17 protein-coding genes are annotated in these 17,918 nt (G+C 62.3%); 10 read left to right on the top strand and 7 right to left on the bottom strand.

Going from position 1 to position 17,918, the window contains the following annotated elements:
- Positions 1–74 precede the first annotated feature (74 nt).
- From ACPPVV_RS09040 to moeB, 4 genes are all read left to right on the top strand, one after another.
- Positions 75–725, top strand: a complete 651-nt coding sequence (locus tag ACPPVV_RS09040) for a YfgM family protein (protein ID WP_426703116.1) — start codon at positions 75–77, stop codon at positions 723–725.
- Positions 722–1,918, top strand: a complete 1,197-nt coding sequence (gene bamB, locus ACPPVV_RS09035; RefSeq protein WP_426703115.1) for an outer membrane protein assembly factor BamB — start codon at positions 722–724, stop codon at positions 1,916–1,918. Before ACPPVV_RS09040 ends, bamB begins: the two co-directional genes overlap by 4 nt.
- A gap of 22 nt (positions 1,919–1,940) precedes the next feature.
- Positions 1,941–3,344 (top strand): ribosome biogenesis GTPase Der, encoded by a 1,404-nt coding sequence (gene der, locus ACPPVV_RS09030; protein WP_426703114.1) that lies wholly within the window; start codon positions 1,941–1,943, stop codon positions 3,342–3,344.
- 64 nt (positions 3,345–3,408) lie between these two features.
- Positions 3,409–4,578 (top strand): molybdopterin-synthase adenylyltransferase MoeB, encoded by a 1,170-nt coding sequence (gene moeB / locus ACPPVV_RS09025; protein WP_426703113.1) that lies wholly within the window; start codon positions 3,409–3,411, stop codon positions 4,576–4,578.
- Here the strand turns inward: moeB and ACPPVV_RS09020 are convergent.
- On the bottom strand, positions 4,575–5,132 hold the full coding sequence (locus ACPPVV_RS09020; protein WP_426703112.1) for a GNAT family N-acetyltransferase: 558 nt from the start codon (positions 5,130–5,132) through the stop codon (positions 4,575–4,577). The genes moeB and ACPPVV_RS09020 overlap by 4 nt on opposite strands.
- A gap of 68 nt (positions 5,133–5,200) precedes the next feature.
- Between ACPPVV_RS09020 and folD the strand changes: the two genes are divergently transcribed.
- The 4 genes from folD (at position 5,201) to tadA (ending at position 9,919) form a co-directional block, all read left to right on the top strand.
- Positions 5,201–6,070, top strand: coding sequence for a bifunctional methylenetetrahydrofolate dehydrogenase/methenyltetrahydrofolate cyclohydrolase FolD (gene folD / locus ACPPVV_RS09015; protein ID WP_426703111.1), 870 nt, complete (start codon positions 5,201–5,203; stop codon positions 6,068–6,070).
- Positions 6,071–6,151: 81 nt separating this feature from the next.
- A complete protein-coding gene (gene guaB, locus ACPPVV_RS09010; protein WP_426703110.1) occupies positions 6,152–7,609 on the top strand; it encodes an IMP dehydrogenase in 1,458 nt (485 codons plus the stop codon).
- Positions 7,610–7,729: 120 nt separating this feature from the next.
- Positions 7,730–9,352 (top strand): glutamine-hydrolyzing GMP synthase, encoded by a 1,623-nt coding sequence (gene guaA, locus ACPPVV_RS09005; protein WP_426703109.1) that lies wholly within the window; start codon positions 7,730–7,732, stop codon positions 9,350–9,352.
- Positions 9,353–9,487: 135 nt separating this feature from the next.
- Entirely contained in the window at positions 9,488–9,919 is a 432-nt protein-coding gene (gene tadA / locus ACPPVV_RS09000; RefSeq protein ID WP_426703108.1) for a tRNA adenosine(34) deaminase TadA, read from the top strand.
- Positions 9,920–9,929: 10 nt separating this feature from the next.
- Here the strand turns inward: tadA and ACPPVV_RS08995 are convergent, their stop codons facing one another.
- Together ACPPVV_RS08995 and ACPPVV_RS08990 are read right to left on the bottom strand one after the other, a co-directional pair.
- Complete coding sequence (locus tag ACPPVV_RS08995; protein ID WP_426703107.1) at positions 9,930–10,769, bottom strand: NAD-dependent protein deacetylase; 840 nt, start codon at positions 10,767–10,769, stop codon at positions 9,930–9,932.
- Positions 10,770–10,815: 46 nt separating this feature from the next.
- Complete coding sequence (locus ACPPVV_RS08990; protein ID WP_426703106.1) at positions 10,816–11,310, bottom strand: VOC family protein; 495 nt, start codon at positions 11,308–11,310, stop codon at positions 10,816–10,818.
- 264 nt (positions 11,311–11,574) lie between these two features.
- Here ACPPVV_RS08990 and ACPPVV_RS08985 point away from each other — a divergent pair, with 264 nt between their 5' ends.
- On the top strand, positions 11,575–11,757 hold the full coding sequence (locus ACPPVV_RS08985) for a hypothetical protein (RefSeq protein ID WP_426703105.1): 183 nt from the start codon (positions 11,575–11,577) through the stop codon (positions 11,755–11,757).
- A 37-nt stretch (positions 11,758–11,794) separates the two neighbouring features.
- Here the strand turns inward: ACPPVV_RS08985 and ACPPVV_RS08980 are convergent, their stop codons facing one another.
- From ACPPVV_RS08980 to ACPPVV_RS08965, 4 genes are all read right to left on the bottom strand, one after another.
- Positions 11,795–13,150 (bottom strand): c-type cytochrome, encoded by a 1,356-nt coding sequence (locus ACPPVV_RS08980; protein WP_426703104.1) that lies wholly within the window; start codon positions 13,148–13,150, stop codon positions 11,795–11,797.
- A complete protein-coding gene (locus ACPPVV_RS08975) occupies positions 13,147–14,916 on the bottom strand; it encodes a GMC family oxidoreductase (RefSeq protein WP_426703103.1) in 1,770 nt (589 codons plus the stop codon). Before ACPPVV_RS08975 ends, ACPPVV_RS08980 begins: the two co-directional genes overlap by 4 nt.
- A 2-nt stretch (positions 14,917–14,918) precedes the next feature.
- Positions 14,919–15,686: a gluconate 2-dehydrogenase subunit 3 family protein gene (locus ACPPVV_RS08970; protein ID WP_426703102.1), complete on the bottom strand. Its 768-nt coding sequence runs from the start codon at positions 15,684–15,686 to the stop codon at positions 14,919–14,921.
- Positions 15,687–16,198: 512 nt separating this feature from the next.
- Entirely contained in the window at positions 16,199–17,095 is an 897-nt protein-coding gene (locus tag ACPPVV_RS08965) for a LysR family transcriptional regulator (protein ID WP_426703101.1), read from the bottom strand.
- 130 nt (positions 17,096–17,225) lie between these two features.
- On the opposite strand from ACPPVV_RS08965, the gene ACPPVV_RS08960 reads away from it, so the two are divergent.
- Entirely contained in the window at positions 17,226–17,606 is a 381-nt protein-coding gene (locus ACPPVV_RS08960; RefSeq protein ID WP_426703100.1) for a YybH family protein, read from the top strand.
- The last annotated feature ends 312 nt before the right edge of the window (positions 17,607–17,918 follow it).

Here is a 17,918-nt window from a genome sequence, read left to right as displayed (position 1 = left end):
CAGCGTTTTCCCTTACTTACTGCGCAGGCTTGTGCACGCGCCTGCGGGTGCGCAGCTTTTTGAATGGTGACGGCATGGCATTTGAAGAATACGACAAGTACGAACAAAGCGAGCTGGTTCAGAAATGGCTGCGCGACAACGGTGTGTCGATCATTGTCGGCATCGCCATTGGCCTGGTCGGCATTTTCGGTTGGCAACAATGGCGCAATCACCAGGCTCGCAACGAGGGTGCCGCCTCGCAGCTTTATCAGCAGGTGCAGATTGCGCACGCCTCGGGCAAACCCGATGCCGCCAGTCAGCTGACCGATCAGTTGATGAAGGATTACGCCAAATCGCCGTACGCCGTATTTGCCGTGAGCGATCGCGCCAGGCAGCAGGTGCAGGCCAAACAGCTGGACAAGGCGGAGGCGTCGCTGGAATGGGCCGAGAGCCACGCCGCGGACCAGGCATTGAAGTCGCTGACGCTGTTGCGCATTGCGCAGGTGGAACTGGCGCGCGACAACGGCAAGGCTGCGCTTTCGACCCTCGACCGCATCCCCGCTGACGGCTACAAGGGGCTGGTCCAGGAACTCCGTGGTGATGTGCTGGTCAAGCTTGGACGTTCCGACGATGCGCGCAAGGCTTATCAGACAGCCTTGTCGGTGTTGGGCGAGGAGGCACCGCAACGCGGCGCCTTGCAGATGAAACTCGATGATTTGGCCGTGGCCGGGAAGCAGGGTGCATGAAAAGATTTTTACTGATCACGCTGGCTTCATTGGTAACCCTTGCCGGTTGCCATTCGCTCAAGAAGGAAAACGTCCAGCCGCCGACACCGCTGGCCAAGGACTTCAAACCGACCGTGCAGGTCACCCGGCTGTGGCGGAGCAGCGTCGGCAATGGCGCCGGCGATAGCGGTGCGCGCCTGCGTCCGGCGGTGGTGGACGGCGTGCTCTACGCCGACAGCACGGACGGCAAGCTGGCCGCGATCGACGCCGCCAGCGGCAAGACCCTGTGGTCGAAGAGTTCACGCACCCATGGCTGGTTCGGCTGGGGCGACAAGAAGCGCAAGGACGCCCAGTATGCTGGCGGCCCCGCAGTCAATGGCGACCTGCTTGCCGTCGGCACGCTGGATGGCCATGTGTATGGCGTGAATGCAAAAGATGGCAGCCCGCGCTGGGATGTCGCCGTGAGTTCGGAAGTGCTCACCTCGCCGGTCATCGTCGGCGACCTGGTGGTGGTGCGTACAAGCGACGGCCGGGTCTACGCGCTGGACACCAAGTCGGGCGAGCGCCGCTGGGTTTATGACCAGGGAACCGTGCCACTGCTGAGCTTGCGCGGCAACGGCTCGATCCTGGCAGCGAACGGTGTTCTGTTCTTCGGTAGCGACGACGGCAAGCTGATCGCGCTGCGCCTGGACAATGGCTCGAAGCTCTGGGAGCAGAAACTGTCCAGCGGCGAAGGGCGTACCGAAATCGATCGCCTGAACGATGTCGACGGCGCGATCCTGCTGGATGGCAGCACGCTCTTTGGCGCCGCCTATCACGGCAACCTGGTGGCGGTGGATGGCCCCAGTGGCCGCCCGCTCTGGTCGCATCCGTTCTCCAGTTTCGGTTCGCTGGCGGTTAGCGGCAACGCGGTTTTCGGAGCCAATGACGAATCGCAGATCTGGGCATTCGACAAGAGTGGCGGCGCCGACATGTGGAAGAACGACGCGCTGAAATACCGTTGGGTGACCGGCCCGGCCGTGCAGGACAAATATGTCGTGGTTGGCGACATAGAAGGCTACGTGCACTGGCTGCAGCAGGGTGACGGCGCGTTGGCCGCTCGCGAGCGATTGTCGAAGAAGGCCATTCGTGCCCAGCCACTGGTGGTGGGTGACACGGTTTATGTCGAAGACGTCGAGGGCCGTATCGGTGCCTATCGTCTGTCCGCGCACTGATCGCTGAAGCGAAGCCCTCATCATGCTGCCCGTCGTCGCGCTGGTTGGTCGTCCGAATGTCGGTAAATCGACCCTTTTCAATGTACTGACGCGTAGCCGTGACGCCCTGGTGGCCGACATGCCGGGCGTCACCCGCGATCGCCATTACGGTGTTTGCCGCAGCGGCGATCGACCCTTCGTGGTGGTCGACACCGGTGGTTTGTCCGGCGTCGAGGAAGCGATGGACGTGCTGACCGCCAAACAGGTACGGCTGGCCATCGAGGAAGCGAACGTGCTGGTGTTCGTGGTCGACGCGCGCGAGGGGTTGCTGCCGCAGGACTACGTGATCCTCAACGAGCTGCGCCGCAGCGGCAAGACCATCATCGCCGCGGTCAACAAGACCGACGGGCTGGAGGAGGAGGCCGTACTCGCCGAGTTCTCCGCTTTCGGCGTCGGCAAGATTCTGCCGCTGTCCGCCGCGCACAATCGCGGCACCGGCGATCTCATTCAGATGATCCTGCCGCTGCTGCCGGCCGACGAGGAAAGCACCACCGAGGCCGAAGGAGAAGATGGCAGCATCCGAGTGGCCATCGTCGGCCGTCCGAATGCCGGCAAATCTACCCTGATCAATCGCCTGCTGGGCGAAGATCGGCTGATCGTCTCCGACGTCGCCGGTACCACCCGCGATCCGATCCGCGTTCCACTGGAGCGTGACGGCAAGCGCTACACACTGATCGACACCGCCGGTATCCGGCGCAAGGCGCGGGTCGAGGAAGCCGTCGAGAAATTCAGCGTCATCAAGACGCTGCAGTCGATCGCCGCGGCCCAGGTCGTGGTGGTGATGGTCGATGCCCGCGAAAACCTGGCCGACCAGGACCTCACCCTGATCGGCTACGCGATGGACGAGGGCAGGGCGCTCGTGATCGCGATCAACAAGTGGGATGGACTGGACCAATACCAGCGCGACGAATGCATGCGTGCGCTGGATCGTCGACTGGTGTTCGTCGACTGGGCCAAGCAGGTACACATCTCGGCGCTGCATGGCTCCGGCCTGCGTGAACTGATGCGCGCCGTGGTACGTGCGCATGCATCGGCAACCAAGGTGCTGGTTTCTTCGGACCTCACCAAGACGCTGGAAAAAGCCTACGAGAGCTACCAGCCGCCACTGGTGCACGGCCACTCGCCGAAGCTGCGTTTCGCGCATCCAGGCGGCAACAATCCGCCGACAATCGTTATCCACGGCACCCGCACCAAGCACATCGCACCGGCTTATCAGCGCTACCTGGAGAATTTCTTCCGCAAGCGCTACAAGCTGGAAGGCACCCCGGTCCGTATCGCCTTCCGCGAAGGTGAAAACCCGTACGCCGGGCGCAAGAAGGTATTGACCAAGGAGCAGGAGCAAAAGGCTCGGCGCCGGGTCAGCGACTTGATCAAGCGCACCCGCTGAGTTTCGCATCCTTGCGGAGTAGTCCGGTGGGCGATCCCTCGTCGGCATCCCCTAAACTGCGCGCATGAGCGAACCCCTGAACCGCGAAGCCTGGCTGCTCGCACTGCGTGAGCGCATCCCCGAGATCACGCCGGGCGATGCGCTGATACGGCAGGGGCAAGGCAGCCTGCTGATCGACGTACGCGAGGACGCCGAACGCGGCGCCGGTACGCCCGCCAACGCGCTGGGACTGTCGCGCGGTTTCCTGGAACTGCGCATCGAGCAGGTCGAAGCCGATCGCGACCGTCCGTTGCTGCTGCTGTGTGGCAGCGGCCAGCGCTCGTTGCTGGCGGCCGAAGCCCTGCAGCGCATGGGTTATCGCGAAGTCGTTTCGGTAGCCGGTGGCTTCGACCGCTGGAAGGCCGAAGGCTTGCCGGTTTCCAGCAGCGCGCTCGACGCCGACGCCGCCGAACGCTACGCCCGCCAGTTGCGTCTGCCGCAGGTGGGCGAGGCGGGGCAGGCACGGCTTGCCGCGGCGAAAGTCGTCCTGCTCGGTGCCGGTGGCCTTGGCGCGCCGGCGGCGCTGTACCTGGCTGCCGCGGGGGTCGGCCAGCTCACCCTGATCGACGACGACGTGGTCGAACGCTCCAACCTGCATCGCCAGGTCATCCATGCCGATGCTCGCGTCGGCATGGCCAAGACCGAGTCGGCGCGGATCGCGCTGCTGGCGCTCAATCCGCGCGTCCGTATCGAAATCCGCGATGAGCGCCTCCAGGCCCACAACGTCGAGCGCCTGCTGTCGGGGCATGACGTGCTGATCGATGGCGCCGACAATTTCGCCGCACGCTACCTGCTGGCTGCCGCCTCGCGACGGCTGAAACTGCCGATGGTCTACGGCGCGGTGGAACGCTTCAGCGGACAGCTCAGCGTGTTCGATCCGCGCCGCGACGATTCACCGTGCTACCGCTGCCTGTTTCCCGAACCGCCAGCCGCGGCCGATGCGCCGAATTGCAGCGAGGCCGGCGTGCTCGGCGTGCTGCCCGGCATTGTCGGCCTGCTGCAAGCCACCGAGGCTTTGAAACTGATTCTCGGACTGGGCGAACCGCTGGTCGGCCGCCTGCTGGGTTTCGATGCGCTCGGCATGCATTTTCGCGAAACTCGCCTGCTGCGCGACCCCGGATGCCCGGGCTGCGGAGCGGCCGCCGTATTCGGCGGTTATGAGGACATCGCCCGGCTCTGCGCCGCGGCAGGTTAAGCCAGGTCCGCCGGAATCAATCCGTAGACATGCGCATCATGGGCCTGTCCACTCGCCCACAGACGCTGTCGCGCCAGTGCCTCGAATCGGGCGCCGGCGCGTTCGGCAGTACGTTGGCTGGCGTGGTTGTCGGGCAGGGTGATGATCTCGATCCGGATCAGCCCCAGCTGATCGAAACCGAACTGCGCCACGAGGGTCGCCGCGGCGGCAGCCAGTCCCTGTCCCTGGCGCGACTGGCGCAGCCAGTAGCCCAGATTGGCGCTGCGGTGGACCAGATTGAGCTGGTTGAGACCGATGCCGCCCAGCAACTGGCCCGATGCCGCCTCGAAAACCGCAAACGCATGGATCTCGCCGGAGTGCCAACCCGCACGGCAATGGGTGATCCATGCAGCCGCATCGTCAGTGCCGTAATTCACATGGCACCAGGGGAGCCAGCGGCCGACCGTGGCCGTCGACTCCTGTGCCGCTTCGACCAGAGCCTCGACGTCGCACTCCTGCCAGGGGCGCAGGCGCAACTGGCCGTTGGTCAGTTCCAGCAGGTCGGGTGTGCTCATGTGTGCATGCCGTTTGTATGCGCCAGGCTCAGCCCGGATAATGACCGACTTTACACGCAGGCAGCTCCATGAACGCACGCATCCTCGACGGCAAACGCATCGCGCAGGAACTGCTGGAGCGGGTTGGTCTGCGCGTCGCCGAACGGGTGGCACAGGGATTGCCGGCGCCCGGACTGGCGGTGGTGCTGGTCGGCAGCGATGCCGCCTCGTCGGTGTACGTGCGCAACAAGCGCAAGGCCTGCCATCAGGTGGGTTTTCGTTCGTTCGATTACGACCTGCCGTCGAACACCACCCAGGCTGACCTGTTCGACTTGATCGACCGGCTCAACGCCGATCCGGACGTGCACGGCATCCTGGTGCAGTCGCCGTTGCCGGAACATATCGACGAGGATGCGCTGGTCGACCGCATCGATCCGGGCAAGGACGTGGATGGTTTCCAGGCGATCAACGTGGGTCGCCTGGCATTGCGCCGTTTCGGTCTGCGTCCATGCACCCCCAAGGGCGTGATGACCCTGCTCGGTCATACCGATCGACCCGTGCGCGGCCAGCATGCGGTGGTGGTGGGCGTATCCAACCATGTGGGACGTCCCTTGGCATTGGAGCTGATGATCGCCGGTTGCACCACCACCTCGTGCCACCGCTTCACCCGTGACCTGGCCGGCTTCGTGCGCCAGGCCGATATCGTGGTCGTGGCGGTGGGCAAGCCTGGACTGGTCAAGGGTGAATGGATCAAGCCCGGTGCCGTGGTGATCGATGTCGGCATCAACCGGCTCGACGATGGCCGCCTGGTCGGCGACGTGGAATTCGCGCCCGCGGCCGAGCGCGCCAGCTGGATTACTCCGGTGCCCGGTGGCGTCGGCCCGATGACGGTGGCCACGTTGATGGAAAACACACTGGAAGCCGCCGAAGCGCATCTCGCATTGCATACGGCCGCCTGAGCGACGGCGGCGTTCAGCCGCACGGCTGGCGAGCCTCACGGTGAGGCGCGTATAATTCCCTCTTTGCAGCGGGATTTTCGCATGCGCATCATCGCCGAGGCCCTGACCTACGACGACGTCTACCTTGTTCCGGGCCACTCCATCGTGCTCCCGCGCGATGTGGATACCTCCACGCGGTTCACCCGCAACCTGCGCCTGAACATCCCGATCGTTTCCGCCGCCATGGATACGGTCACCGAAGCCCGCCTCGCCATCACCATGGCGCAGAACGGCGGCATCGGCATCATCCACAAGAACATGACCGTCGAGCAGCAGGCCGCCGAAGTGCGCCTGGTCAAGAAGTTCGAGGCCGGCGTGATCCGCAGCCCGATCACGGTGGGTCCGGACACCTCGATCCGCGAAGTGCTCCGCCTGACCCATGCGCACAATATCTCCGGCGTGCCGGTGGTCGACGGCAGCAAGCTCGTCGGCATCGTCACCAGCCGCGACCTGCGGTTCGAGCGCAAGCACGACGATCCGGTGCGCAACATCATGACCCGCCAGGAGAAGCTGGTGACGGTGCATGAGGGCGCCAGCCAGGACGACGTGCTGCTGCTGCTGCACAAGCATCGCATCGAGAAAGTGCTGGTGGTCAATGACGCCTTCCAGTTGCGCGGGCTGATCACCGTCAAGGACATCCAGAAGGCGCGCGACAACCCGCATTCGGCGAAGGATCGCAACGAGGCGTTGCTGGTCGGCGCCGCGGTCGGCGTGGGTGGCGACACCGAACAACGCGTGGCCGCACTGGTCGATGCAGGTGTCGACGTGCTGGTGGTGGATACTGCGCACGGCCATTCGCAGGGCGTGATTGATCGGGTCGGCTGGGTCAAGAAGCACTACCCGCAAGTGGAGCTGATTGCCGGCAACATCGTCACCGGCGAAGCCGCACGCGCGCTGCTCGACGTGGGCGTGGATGCGGTCAAGGTCGGCGTGGGTCCGGGCTCGATCTGCACCACCCGCGTGGTCGCTGGCGTCGGCGTTCCGCAGATCACCGCGATCGACATGGTCGCCACCGCATTGAAGGACGAGATCCCGCTGATCGCCGATGGCGGCATCCGCTACTCCGGCGACATCCCCAAGGCGCTGGCCGCCGGGGCGTCCACCGTGATGCTCGGTTCGATGTTTGCCGGTACGGAGGAATCACCGGGTGAGGTGGAACTGTTCCAGGGTCGCTCGTACAAGAGCTACCGCGGCATGGGTTCGATCGGTGCGATGCAGCTGGGCTCGAAGGACCGTTACTTCCAGGACGAGGCCGACGCCGACAAGCTGGTACCCGAAGGTATCGAAGGTCGCGTGCCGTACCGCGGCCCGCTGCGCAACATCATCCACCAGCTGATCGGCGGCCTGCGCGCCTCGATGGGTTACCTGGGTGCGGCCACCATCGATGACGTGCGCCACAAGGCGCAGTTCGTCAAGGTGACCTCCGCCGGCGTCACCGAAGCGCATCCCCACGACATTCAGATCACCAAGGAAGCGCCGAACTATCGGCTGAATTCCTGAGAGCCGGGATTCGGGATTTGGGACTCGGGATGACCAGCCGTCCGGCTGTTGAAAGCCGGAAAAGCCGCATGCCGAGCCCGCCCGATTCCTGATTCACCATTCCCTACGCGCAGCGCAGTCATGACCGAATCCCGAATCCCGAATCCCCAGTCCCGACTTCACGACGACAAGATCCTCATCCTCGATTTCGGCGCGCAGTACACGCAGTTGATCGCGCGGCGCGTGCGCGAACTTGGCGTGTACTGCGAGATCTGGGCGTGGGATCACGACCCGGCCGAGATCACCGGATATGGAGCAAAGGGCATCATCCTGTCCGGTGGCCCGGAATCGACCACGCTGGAAGGCGCGCCGAAAGCACCGCAGCAGGTGCTCGACGCCGGCGTGCCCATTCTCGGCATCTGCTACGGCATGCAGACCCTGGCGGCCCAACTCGGTGGTACCACCGAAGCTGCGGACGCCCGTGAGTTCGGTCACGCCAGCGTGGACATCGTCGCGCCCAGTCGCCTGTTCGACGGGCTGAGCGATCACCTGCACGGACACAAGCTGGATGTCTGGATGAGCCACGGCGACCACGTCGCCAAGGCGCCACCGGGTTTCGTCGTCACCGGCACCACCGATCGCATCCCGGTCGCGGTGATGGAAAACGAGGAGAAGCGCTGCTACGGCGTGCAGTTCCATCCGGAAGTGACGCATACGAAGCAGGGCGGGGCGCTGCTGAAGCGTTTCATCACCGATATCTGCGGTTGCGCCACGCTGTGGACCGCCGCCAACATCATCGACGACCAGATCGCCCGCGTACGCGAACAGGTGGGTGACGACCATGTGTTGCTGGGACTCTCCGGCGGCGTCGATTCCTCGGTGGTTGCCGCGCTGTTGCACAAGGCGATCGGCGAGCAGCTGACCTGCGTGTTCGTCGACACCGGCCTGCTGCGCTGGCAGGAAGGCGACCAGGTGATGGCAACCATGGCCGCCGCCTCCGATGAGCATGGCATGGGCGTCAAGGTGATCCGCGTCGACGCGGCCGATCGCTACTTCACGGCACTCGAGGGCGTAGCCGACCCGGAGGCCAAGCGCAAGATCATCGGCGGCCTGTTCGTGGAGATCTTCGACGAGGAATCGTCGAAACTCACCGCCAGCGGAGGTGGCCACGTGAAGTGGCTGGCGCAAGGCACGATCTACCCCGACGTGATCGAGTCCGCCGGCAGCAAGACCGGCAAGGCCCACGTCATCAAGAGTCATCACAACGTCGGCGGCCTGCCGGCGCACATGAAGCTGAAGCTGGTCGAGCCGCTGCGCGAGCTGTTCAAGGACGAGGTGCGCCGGATCGGCGTGGAACTCGGCCTGCCGCGCGCGATGGTCTACCGCCATCCATTCCCCGGCCCCGGCCTGGGCGTGCGCATCCTCGGCGAGGTGAAGCGCGAATATGCCGAACTGCTGGCCCAGGCCGACGCGATCTTCATCGACGAACTGCGCAAGGCCGACCTGTACGACCAGACCAGCCAGGCGTTTGCGGTGTTTTTGCCGGTGAAATCCGTAGGCGTGGTCGGTGATGCCCGTGCCTACGAATGGGTGATAGCCCTACGCGCGGTGGAGACCATCGACTTCATGACGGCTCACTGGGCGCACCTGCCTTACGAGTTTCTTGGCAAAGTTTCAAATAGAATTATCAATGAGTTGCGTGGTGTTTCTCGCGTTGTCTATGACATTAGCGGCAAGCCACCTGCCACGATCGAGTGGGAATAGGAAAATCAACCACTTGTGCGCAGGAAGGGAGGCCGGCGAGTTGCCGGCCTTCTCATGTAAAAGAGACAATGCATTGAAATGAATGAAGAAATTCCAGAAACTTCAAGTGAATTCTCAACTGTTGACGTGCAGTACATGCAGCGTGCGCTGCAGCTGGCGGCGCATGCTCGCGATGCCGAGAACGAGGTCCCGGTGGGTGCGGTGCTAGTGCAGGACGGGGAGATCGTCGGGCTGGGCTGGAACCGCAACATCACCCTGCACGACCCGACCGCCCATGCCGAGATCATGGCCATGCGGGCAGCCGGCGAGAAGCTGGCCAACCATCGCCTTTCCGGTGCCACGCTGTATGTCACGCTGGAACCGTGTTCGATGTGCGCGATGGCCATGGTCCATGCCCGCCTCGGCCGCGTGGTCTACGCCGCCGCCGATCCCAAGACCGGTGCTGCTGGCAGCGTGTTCGATACCCTGATCGACGCGCGGCACAATCACCGCATCGACGTCGCCGGCGGCCTGCTTGCCAGGGAATCCGCCAGCATGCTGCGCGATTTCTTCCGCTCACGACGCTGAATCGGTTCCCTCAAAGGAACGCCAACGCCGCCGCGCAAGGCTGCTCGATCTTCAGGCTTAACAGCGGATCGGCGCGGGTGTGTCCCATGTTCACCGCCGCGATCGGTTTGCCGGCCCGGGCAGCGGCGTGGGCAAAACGATATCCCGAGTACACCATCAGCGACGAACCGATCACCAGCATGGCATCGGCTTCGTGCAATGCCTGCATGCCGGCGTCCACCCGTTCGCGCGGTACGTTTTCGCCGAAAAACACCACGTCGGGTTTCAGCAGGCCGGCGCAATGCGGACAGGACGGCACCTGGAAGCGCGAAAAATCCTGGCCGTCCAGATCGGCGTCACCATCCGGCGCATCGGTGGCATCCAGGTCGGCCCAATCCGGATTGAGGCGCAACAACTCGCCTTGGAAATCCACGCGCGACAGGCGTTCTTCGCAACCGAGGCAGCGCACCCGGTCCAGCCGACCATGCAGGTCGATCACGTTCTCGCTACCGGCGGCCTGATGCAGGCGATCGACATTCTGTGTCAGCAGCAGGGTCGATTTTCCCTGTTGTTCAAGTCGTGCCAGCGCGTGATGGGCCGAATTCGGCCGTGCCTGGCCGAAGCGCCGCCAGCCCACCAGACTGCGCGCCCAGTAACGTCGGCGCGTCGCAAGATCACCGGTGAAGTCCTGGTAGGTCACTGGCGGTGGACGCTTCCAGCCACCGGTAGCATCGCGATAATCGGGAATGCCCGACGCCGTACTGCAACCGGCGCCGGTAAGCACGAACAGGCGCCGATGTGTAGCCACGAAGTCGGAAAGCACCGAGAAGTTCGTCGATAGGTCGATGGGTGGGGAGGGAAGGCCGTGCATTGCCGTGGTTATGGCATCGTCCCGCATCGATTGCCAGTGCTACGGCTCACGGGACCGCGGTGATCTGGCTGTTGTCCAGACCGACCAGTTGCAGCGACTGCCCCCATGGGGCAACGAAGTTCACCAGCGTCATGCCGGCCTGCGGGCCAGTGGTTGGAGTGACTGGCGCACCGACCACCTTGACACCTTCGCGCCGCAACCATTGATCGGCGTGCGTTACGTCGCTGGCGAAGAATTGAACCGGTACGTCACGTGCCAGAGCTGCGGTATTGACGGCATGACCGCCAGACAACTCGACCACGGTATCCGTTTCGCAAATCAACAAAGCGCGCTGCGGCTGGTTGCCGGCCGAATCCACCGATCCGACCTCGACCGGCTCGCAGTCCAGAACGTTTCGAAAAAAAGCCACCGCCTGCGGCAAGTCGGGCACGGCAAGAGTCACGTAGCTGCTGCCATGGAAGCTGGCGGCGTGAGCGCCAGACGGCAGTCCGAAGCCAGCCAGCAAGCTGGCCACCAGGATCGAGAACAAGAATGTGCGCATGGATCTGCACCAAGGGAAGTATTGGCGCCATACATGGATGCTGCGGTCGTCATGCGAAGTGTCGCTGGGCGACCACCGAGTTTCCCTGGGTGAACGATCACCGTGCCTGCATGCGTCGAACTTTGCTTATCTAACCGGCGCAGGCATTGTTCGCCAGAGGAAACACAGTGATCACGTAAAAGCCCTTTTTGAGCGGCATCACAACCACAATTTAACATTTGAAGGCAGCGCATGCGTTGCCAACCTTACGACAGGATCACCCTGATGAAACGCCATCTCAATTCACTCCTGCAACGCAGGCACTCGGATTTCAGCGACGCTCGAAACACGGGATCGCGTCGTTCCGCGCCCACCGAAAGCTCCGAAAAAACGGAGCTTGTCGGCGTGCAAGACGGATATGACTGGCTGGCGCTGATCAAGCGCGAGTCTGATCAGCACGCGCGCTGACGGCGAGCTGCTCGCGCGTTCCGCTTGCATGCAGTGGTTACTGGTGATCGCCTGAATTGTCCGTGAGACGCAAGGTCTGCAGGCCGAGTCGCTTGCGTTGATCGTGTACTTTCGACGCCACGACCACAGAGGCCTGGTTTCCCCAGCTGTTGCGTAGATACGTCGCCACGTCAGCGACTTCCTGATCCGTCAATTTCCACGCGAAGCTCGGCATGCTCAGCGGCGAGGGACGGTTGGCACCGGGACCGATGCGTCCACCGGCCAGGATCAGGTGAATCACCCCGGTCGGGTCGTTCTGCTGGACCACGGCGTTCTTGCCGAGCGGCGGAAACAGACGAGGTTGGCCAACGCCGTTTTCCAGATGGCAGCCCGTGCAGGCATCCGAGTAGATCGCCGCTCCGCGCTTCATCGCGCTGGCATCCGGCGTCGACAAGGACTCGTTCGGACTGGCAGGAAGGCTTTTCAGATAGGTTGCGATGGCATGGCGATCCTGGTCGGTCATCAGCGACGTCGAATAGGTGATGACATCGGCCATCGGCCCACCCGCACCGGCGCGCGCGTTGCGGCCGGCGTGGAGATACTCGGTGATGTCATCCACGCTCCACGCGCCGAGTCCCGTGCGCGGGTTGCCGGTCAGGTCCGGCGCGACGAAATCCTCCAGCACGCCGCCCTCGAAAGCGTGGCCACTCTTGTCCGCGCCAAGCATGTTCTTGGCGGTATGGCAGGCGCTGCAATGGCCCAGGCCGTTGACGATATAGGCACCCCGATTCCATTCCGCGGACTGCCTGGGATCCGCCTTGAATTCACTTTTCCTGAAAAACAACAGATTCCACCCACCGACCATGGCGCGGATATTGAGCGGGAAGGGCAGCGGATCGGCCGGCGGCGTGTAGTGCACCGCTCGTGTCGTTTTCAGGTAAGCGAAGATGGCATCGTCGTCTGCACGGCTGACGCGGTTGAACCAGGGGTAGGGAAAGGCCGGGTAAAGGTTCTGCCCGTGCGCATTTTTCCCCTCATGCATGGCGCGATGGAACTGGTCGCTGGTCCACGCACCGATACCGGCTTCAGCGTCGGAGGTGATGTTGGATGAATAGATCACGCCAAAGGGCGTGTTGAGTCCGCGTCCGCCGGCGAACGGTTCGCCACCGGGACGCAGGTGGCAAGACATGCAATCGCCAACGGCCACCAGGTATTGTCCGCGCCGCACCTGTTCGGCCTGCGGCGTGGTGTCGGCGATGGGTTGCCTGAGAAGCGCCGCTGCGGCCACCGACGTCACGGGTTGCGCCTTCAGCGTGGAAACCTGGCTCAGGTTCCAGCCAAAGACCGCGACCGACACGATGATCAGCACCAGCACGATCCACAGTGTGTTGCGCGCTACCCGTTTCGCGCTCATGACTGCACCAGCGGGCCAGGGTTCTTCAGGTACTGCGTGATGATCGCGTTGGCCGAATGATAGGCGAGGGCGGCGACGGTGCCGGTCGGGTTGTAGCCGGCATTCTGTGGAAACGCGCCGGAACCCATCGAGAACACGTTCGGCACATCCCACGATTGCAGATACTTGTTGACCACACTGGTTTTCGGATCGTCACCCATGATGGCGCCACCGGTGTTGTGCGTGGTCTGGTAGGGCGTGACGCTCCACGAACCGGTACGGCGGTTGATTTTGATCTCGCGCGGATTCATCGCCCGGGCAACTTCGGCCGCGCGCTCGGTGACGTAGTCCGACATCTTGTGCTCGTTGTCGGAAAAGTCGAAGGTCATGCGCAACATCGGCCGGCCGTAGACGTCGTGATAGGTCGGATCCAGATCGAGGTAGTTGCCGCGATGGCTCATGCATGAGCCGTGCACACTCAGCGAGAACGAGCGCAGATAGTTCTTCGCGGCCGCGTGCTTCCATTCGAGTCCCCAGGCCGGCGTTCCCTGCGGTGTGTAGATCATCTCGATCGGTCGTCCGCCGGTGACCATGCCGGCGATATAGGCGCCACCGATGAAGCCGAGGCCCGAATGGTCGAAGTTATCGCCGTTGAAGTCATCGATGACCGTTGCCAGTGCACCGGCACCGATGAAGGGATTGATCAGCTTGTCGTCGAAGAAGACATTCACCGAGGACATCGTCTGGTAAGCGTAATTCTTGCCGACCACGCCTTCTCCGGTCTTCGGGTCGTAAGGTTGGCCGATGCCCGACAGCAACAGCAGGCGCACGTTCTGCAGGACATAAGCGGACAGGATCACGATGCCCGCCGGCTGGAAGAACTCTTCGCCCGCGCTGTTGACGTAAGTGACTCCCGTCGCGCGCTTCTTGTCCTGTGTCAGATCCACTCGCAACACTTCGCACTCGGTCTTGAGGGTGAAGTTGGGTTTGGTCATCAGGTAGGGCAGGACGGTGGTCTGCGGACTGGCTTTGGAATAGTTGCCGCAACCGAATTTTTCGCAGAAGCCGCAATACGTGCACTTGCCCATCTGCGCGCCGAGGGGATTGACGTAGGCCTGCGACATGTTGCCGGTCGGATGTGGAAATGGATGGTGGCCAAGCTCGGCGGCGGCCTTGCCGAACAGGGTAGGGCCGTAGGTCTGGGCCATGGGCGGCGTGGGGTACTCGCTCGACCGCGCGCCTTCGAACGGGTTGCCGCCAGCTTGTATCTGACCTTTGAGGTTGCCGGCCTTGCCGCTGGTGCCGCAAAGCTTGTCGAATTGATCGTAGTACGTTTCCAGCTCGTCGTAGGTCACGCCCCAATCCTGGATGCTGAGGTCGTAATCGGTGACCGACTTGACCCCGTATCGCTCCTGATTGTGCGACTTCGCCTGAAAGTCGCTGGGCAGGAAGCGCCAGATCTGGCCGTTCCAGTGCACACCACCGCTGCCCACGCCGGTACCGAGCAGGAAGGAACCGAGATGACGCATCGGCAGCGCCTCCTGGTTGGCGTTGTTGCGGATGGTCAGGGTGTCGTCGCTGACGTTTTGAAACAGGTGATGGCGCCACATGTAGCGCAGTTCGTCCTGCGCGAAACCGGTGGCGAAGTCCGTCGACGTGTCGCGCCATGGGCCACGTTCCAGCGCCAGCACCTCGAGCCCCGCATCACAAAGTTGTTGCCCCATGATCGCGCCGGTCCAGCCGAATCCCACCAGCACCGCATCGACAGGTTTGAGTGTCGTGGCCATGCTCAACCCTCCTTCCAGCCGGGCCGTCCCATGAAGCCAACCGCAGGGAAGGGGACTTTCTCGCCATGCCGGGTCACCCATTCGCTGTAGTCGTAGTGGGCACCGGGAAACCCGATCATTTTCCAGGCCGCCATGTCCTTGTTGCCGCCATAAATAGGGTCGGAAAAATAACCCTCCTTGGTGTTCTGCAGCAGCATCGCGAAAAAGACCTTGGCATCGACGCCACCATCGAGCTGGATCTTTCCGCTTTCAAGATCCTTGAGCACGGCATCGCGATCGGCTTCCGACAGCTTGGCGAAGGTTGCGCCGTTGAAGCTGCCACCGACGTGCCGATCCACCGCAACGATCGCCGCGCGATAGAGTTGGGCGGGGCTGAAACGGCTCTGGTAACCCTGCTCGGCGACACCTTTTTTCCAGGGACCGCCAAGGAAGTAATGGTCGCCGCGACCAAACGGACCGGCGAGCTGGCGATCGATGAAAAACGGCACGTTGGCTTCCACGGCGCCCGGTCCCACCGGATCGTTGGGAATCAGGCTTTCCACGGCCGCCTCGACGAACGCGCGTTCCGCCGCGGTGAAGAACTTGAAATCGGTTCCGGTGATGCCCGGCGGCGAATCCGCCGCACCCTCGACCCATGGCACCCCACCCTTGATGGTCTTCGCCGGCGCGCCGAGCTCGCCGTCGCGAACGGCGGCCTTGGCGATGATGGCTGTTCCGGCGACCGCGACCCCCAACAGAAATTCGCGGCGCCCCACGATGCGCTCGGCCATGATCACCCCTCCATCATTCGTACGAATTGCCCTAGTCGAAGCTCATTCAGATGAAGATGACGTAAAAAACTTGGCCAACCCTTAGCGCAACTTCCTGCGATCACTACTCTTGATGGGATGGAATGGGAGAAATTTCCCGGCGGCTGGCAATGAGGCGTGATTGATCGATGTGACATACGCGCCGTATCGCAGCAGAAGTATCTCCGTCACGGCTGAATTGGTCGACGGAATTGCAACTGCAGCAACAGGCTGAACAATTGCAAGGTCAACTTGATCAGTTGCCGGCGACTACGTCCTGCAAATACAAGGATACAAAGCGGCAACCAGTCGATGTGGCGCAACAAAACTTCCGTCGAAATCCAGGCCGGCGTGCCGTAGTGCTAGGTGCGCCCACCGACGGCACGATAGCGAACGTGCTGGTACAGGCGAAACAGGCTTTGAAGGTGCAATAGTCCTTGATGACTGTGGTACCAACCACTCCGGGTCATTCGCCGAACTAAAAGTCTGCGCATCTATTTCCCGCGATCTTTCGCCAGATCGATGAACGCTCTGAGCCGAGCTGGCATGTGTTTCTTGGTCAGATAGTTGATGGTGTAGCGCGGCATGTTCGGCACTTGGCCGTCCAAAACCCTAACCAGAGTCCCTGATTCAATGAATGGAGCAGCGGCCTCTTCATACACATAGGTCAGGCCGGCTCCGGCTTTCGCATAGCTCAACATCGACATCATGTCGTTCACAACGACCTTCGTTTTTGGCGCGACGGCATAGACGCCTTCTGGGCCTTCAAAATTCCATGATGCCAGGCGTTCCGCACTGCCGAACGCAAAGAATATCCCGTCGTGGTCCAGGAGATCAGCGGGCTTCCTCGGAGTGCCTTTGCGTTCCAGGTAGGACGGGGATCCGACGATCACCAAACCCAACTCGGGCCCGATATTGATGGCATGGGTTTCTTGTTCAAGCAGTGTTTGGGACCGGATCGCCGCATCGACGCCCGAGCTGACAAGATCGACTTTCCGATCGTCATAAATAATCTCGATATCGACGTCCGGGTACTCGACCACGAACCGCCCCATCAGCGCATCCAGAAAGAATGGCCCACTGCTTCTGGGAGCCGTCAGCCTAAGCGTTCCCGCAACCATGCCTTCCGTGTCGTTCAGTTCGCGCACGGCGTTTTCCAGATCGGTGATCAATGGAAGGCTGCGCTCATAGAGCCATGCGCCTGCCGTCGTTAGCGCGATCCTGCGTGTTGTTCGATCAAACAACCGCACACCCAAACGATCCTCAAACCGTTGAATGGCATCACTGACCGAGCCGGGACCGAGTTTCAAGGCCTGCGCTGCCGATCTGAATCCGTTTGTTCGCGCCACCTCGACAAAGATGGACATATCGCTGAGTTGATTTCGTTGCATTGTACGTTTATCCGATCAGTCTATTAGATAAAATTGGATTTAACCTAACAGTCGATCGAGCTATGTTCAAGCCACAAACGTTGAAGCAAGCCTTTCTCGATGAAGTCGGGATTTCACAAAAGGACGGAAAATGAGCACCATCGAAACACTGAAATCTACCGTTGATGAATGGATCTTCGGGCTCGATAGCGGCGATCTGGAACGCATGGTCGCGACCTGTGATCCAGAGGCTGTTACCTGCAACGAAAAGCGACCGACAACCATTGGCATCCAGGCGGTGCGCGACAAGTACGGCCCACGGATCGAGGCGGCCACGTTCAAATCCGGTTTCGACATTCAGGAGATCAAAATCTTTGGTGACTTTGCGGTCATCGTTGGTCACTTCTCCGTCGAAGTGACGGACAAGGCGTCGGGTAAGAAGGGCGGCGGCGAAGGCCGTTTGGTCCTGGGCTATCGCCTTGACGACAACGGCGATTGGAAAATGGCCTTGGACATCGACAACAACGACTAAGCACACCTCCACCCGCGCGGAAAGGAACCACGCAATGACAACGCTTTCGCGGGCTTTGGCCGGTGAGTTTCATCTCGACCGGCTACGCCGAGGGGGATGGATCTATCGTCCTTGGGCTGGTCGGCGCGACATGAGGACGTGTTTTTACCCGACCGGATGAGATCGATTATGCGGCCGTGATATGGCTGGCTGGCGGCACCTTTCGATGCGAATCCGGATACTTCGCGGCCCCACGTTGCATGAGAATCGTCCGATGGGTCCCGATAGCCGGTGCCTCTGCCTTGGTCGTCATTTCATGAACTGCTGCAGTAT

The sequence above is a fragment of the Rhodanobacter sp. Col0626 genome, from assembly GCF_049994385.1.
In the GTDB taxonomy this organism is placed as follows: domain Bacteria; phylum Pseudomonadota; class Gammaproteobacteria; order Xanthomonadales; family Rhodanobacteraceae; genus Rhodanobacter.
Note: the sequence above shows the minus strand (reverse complement) of the source record. Positions and strands in the feature narration are given on the sequence as shown.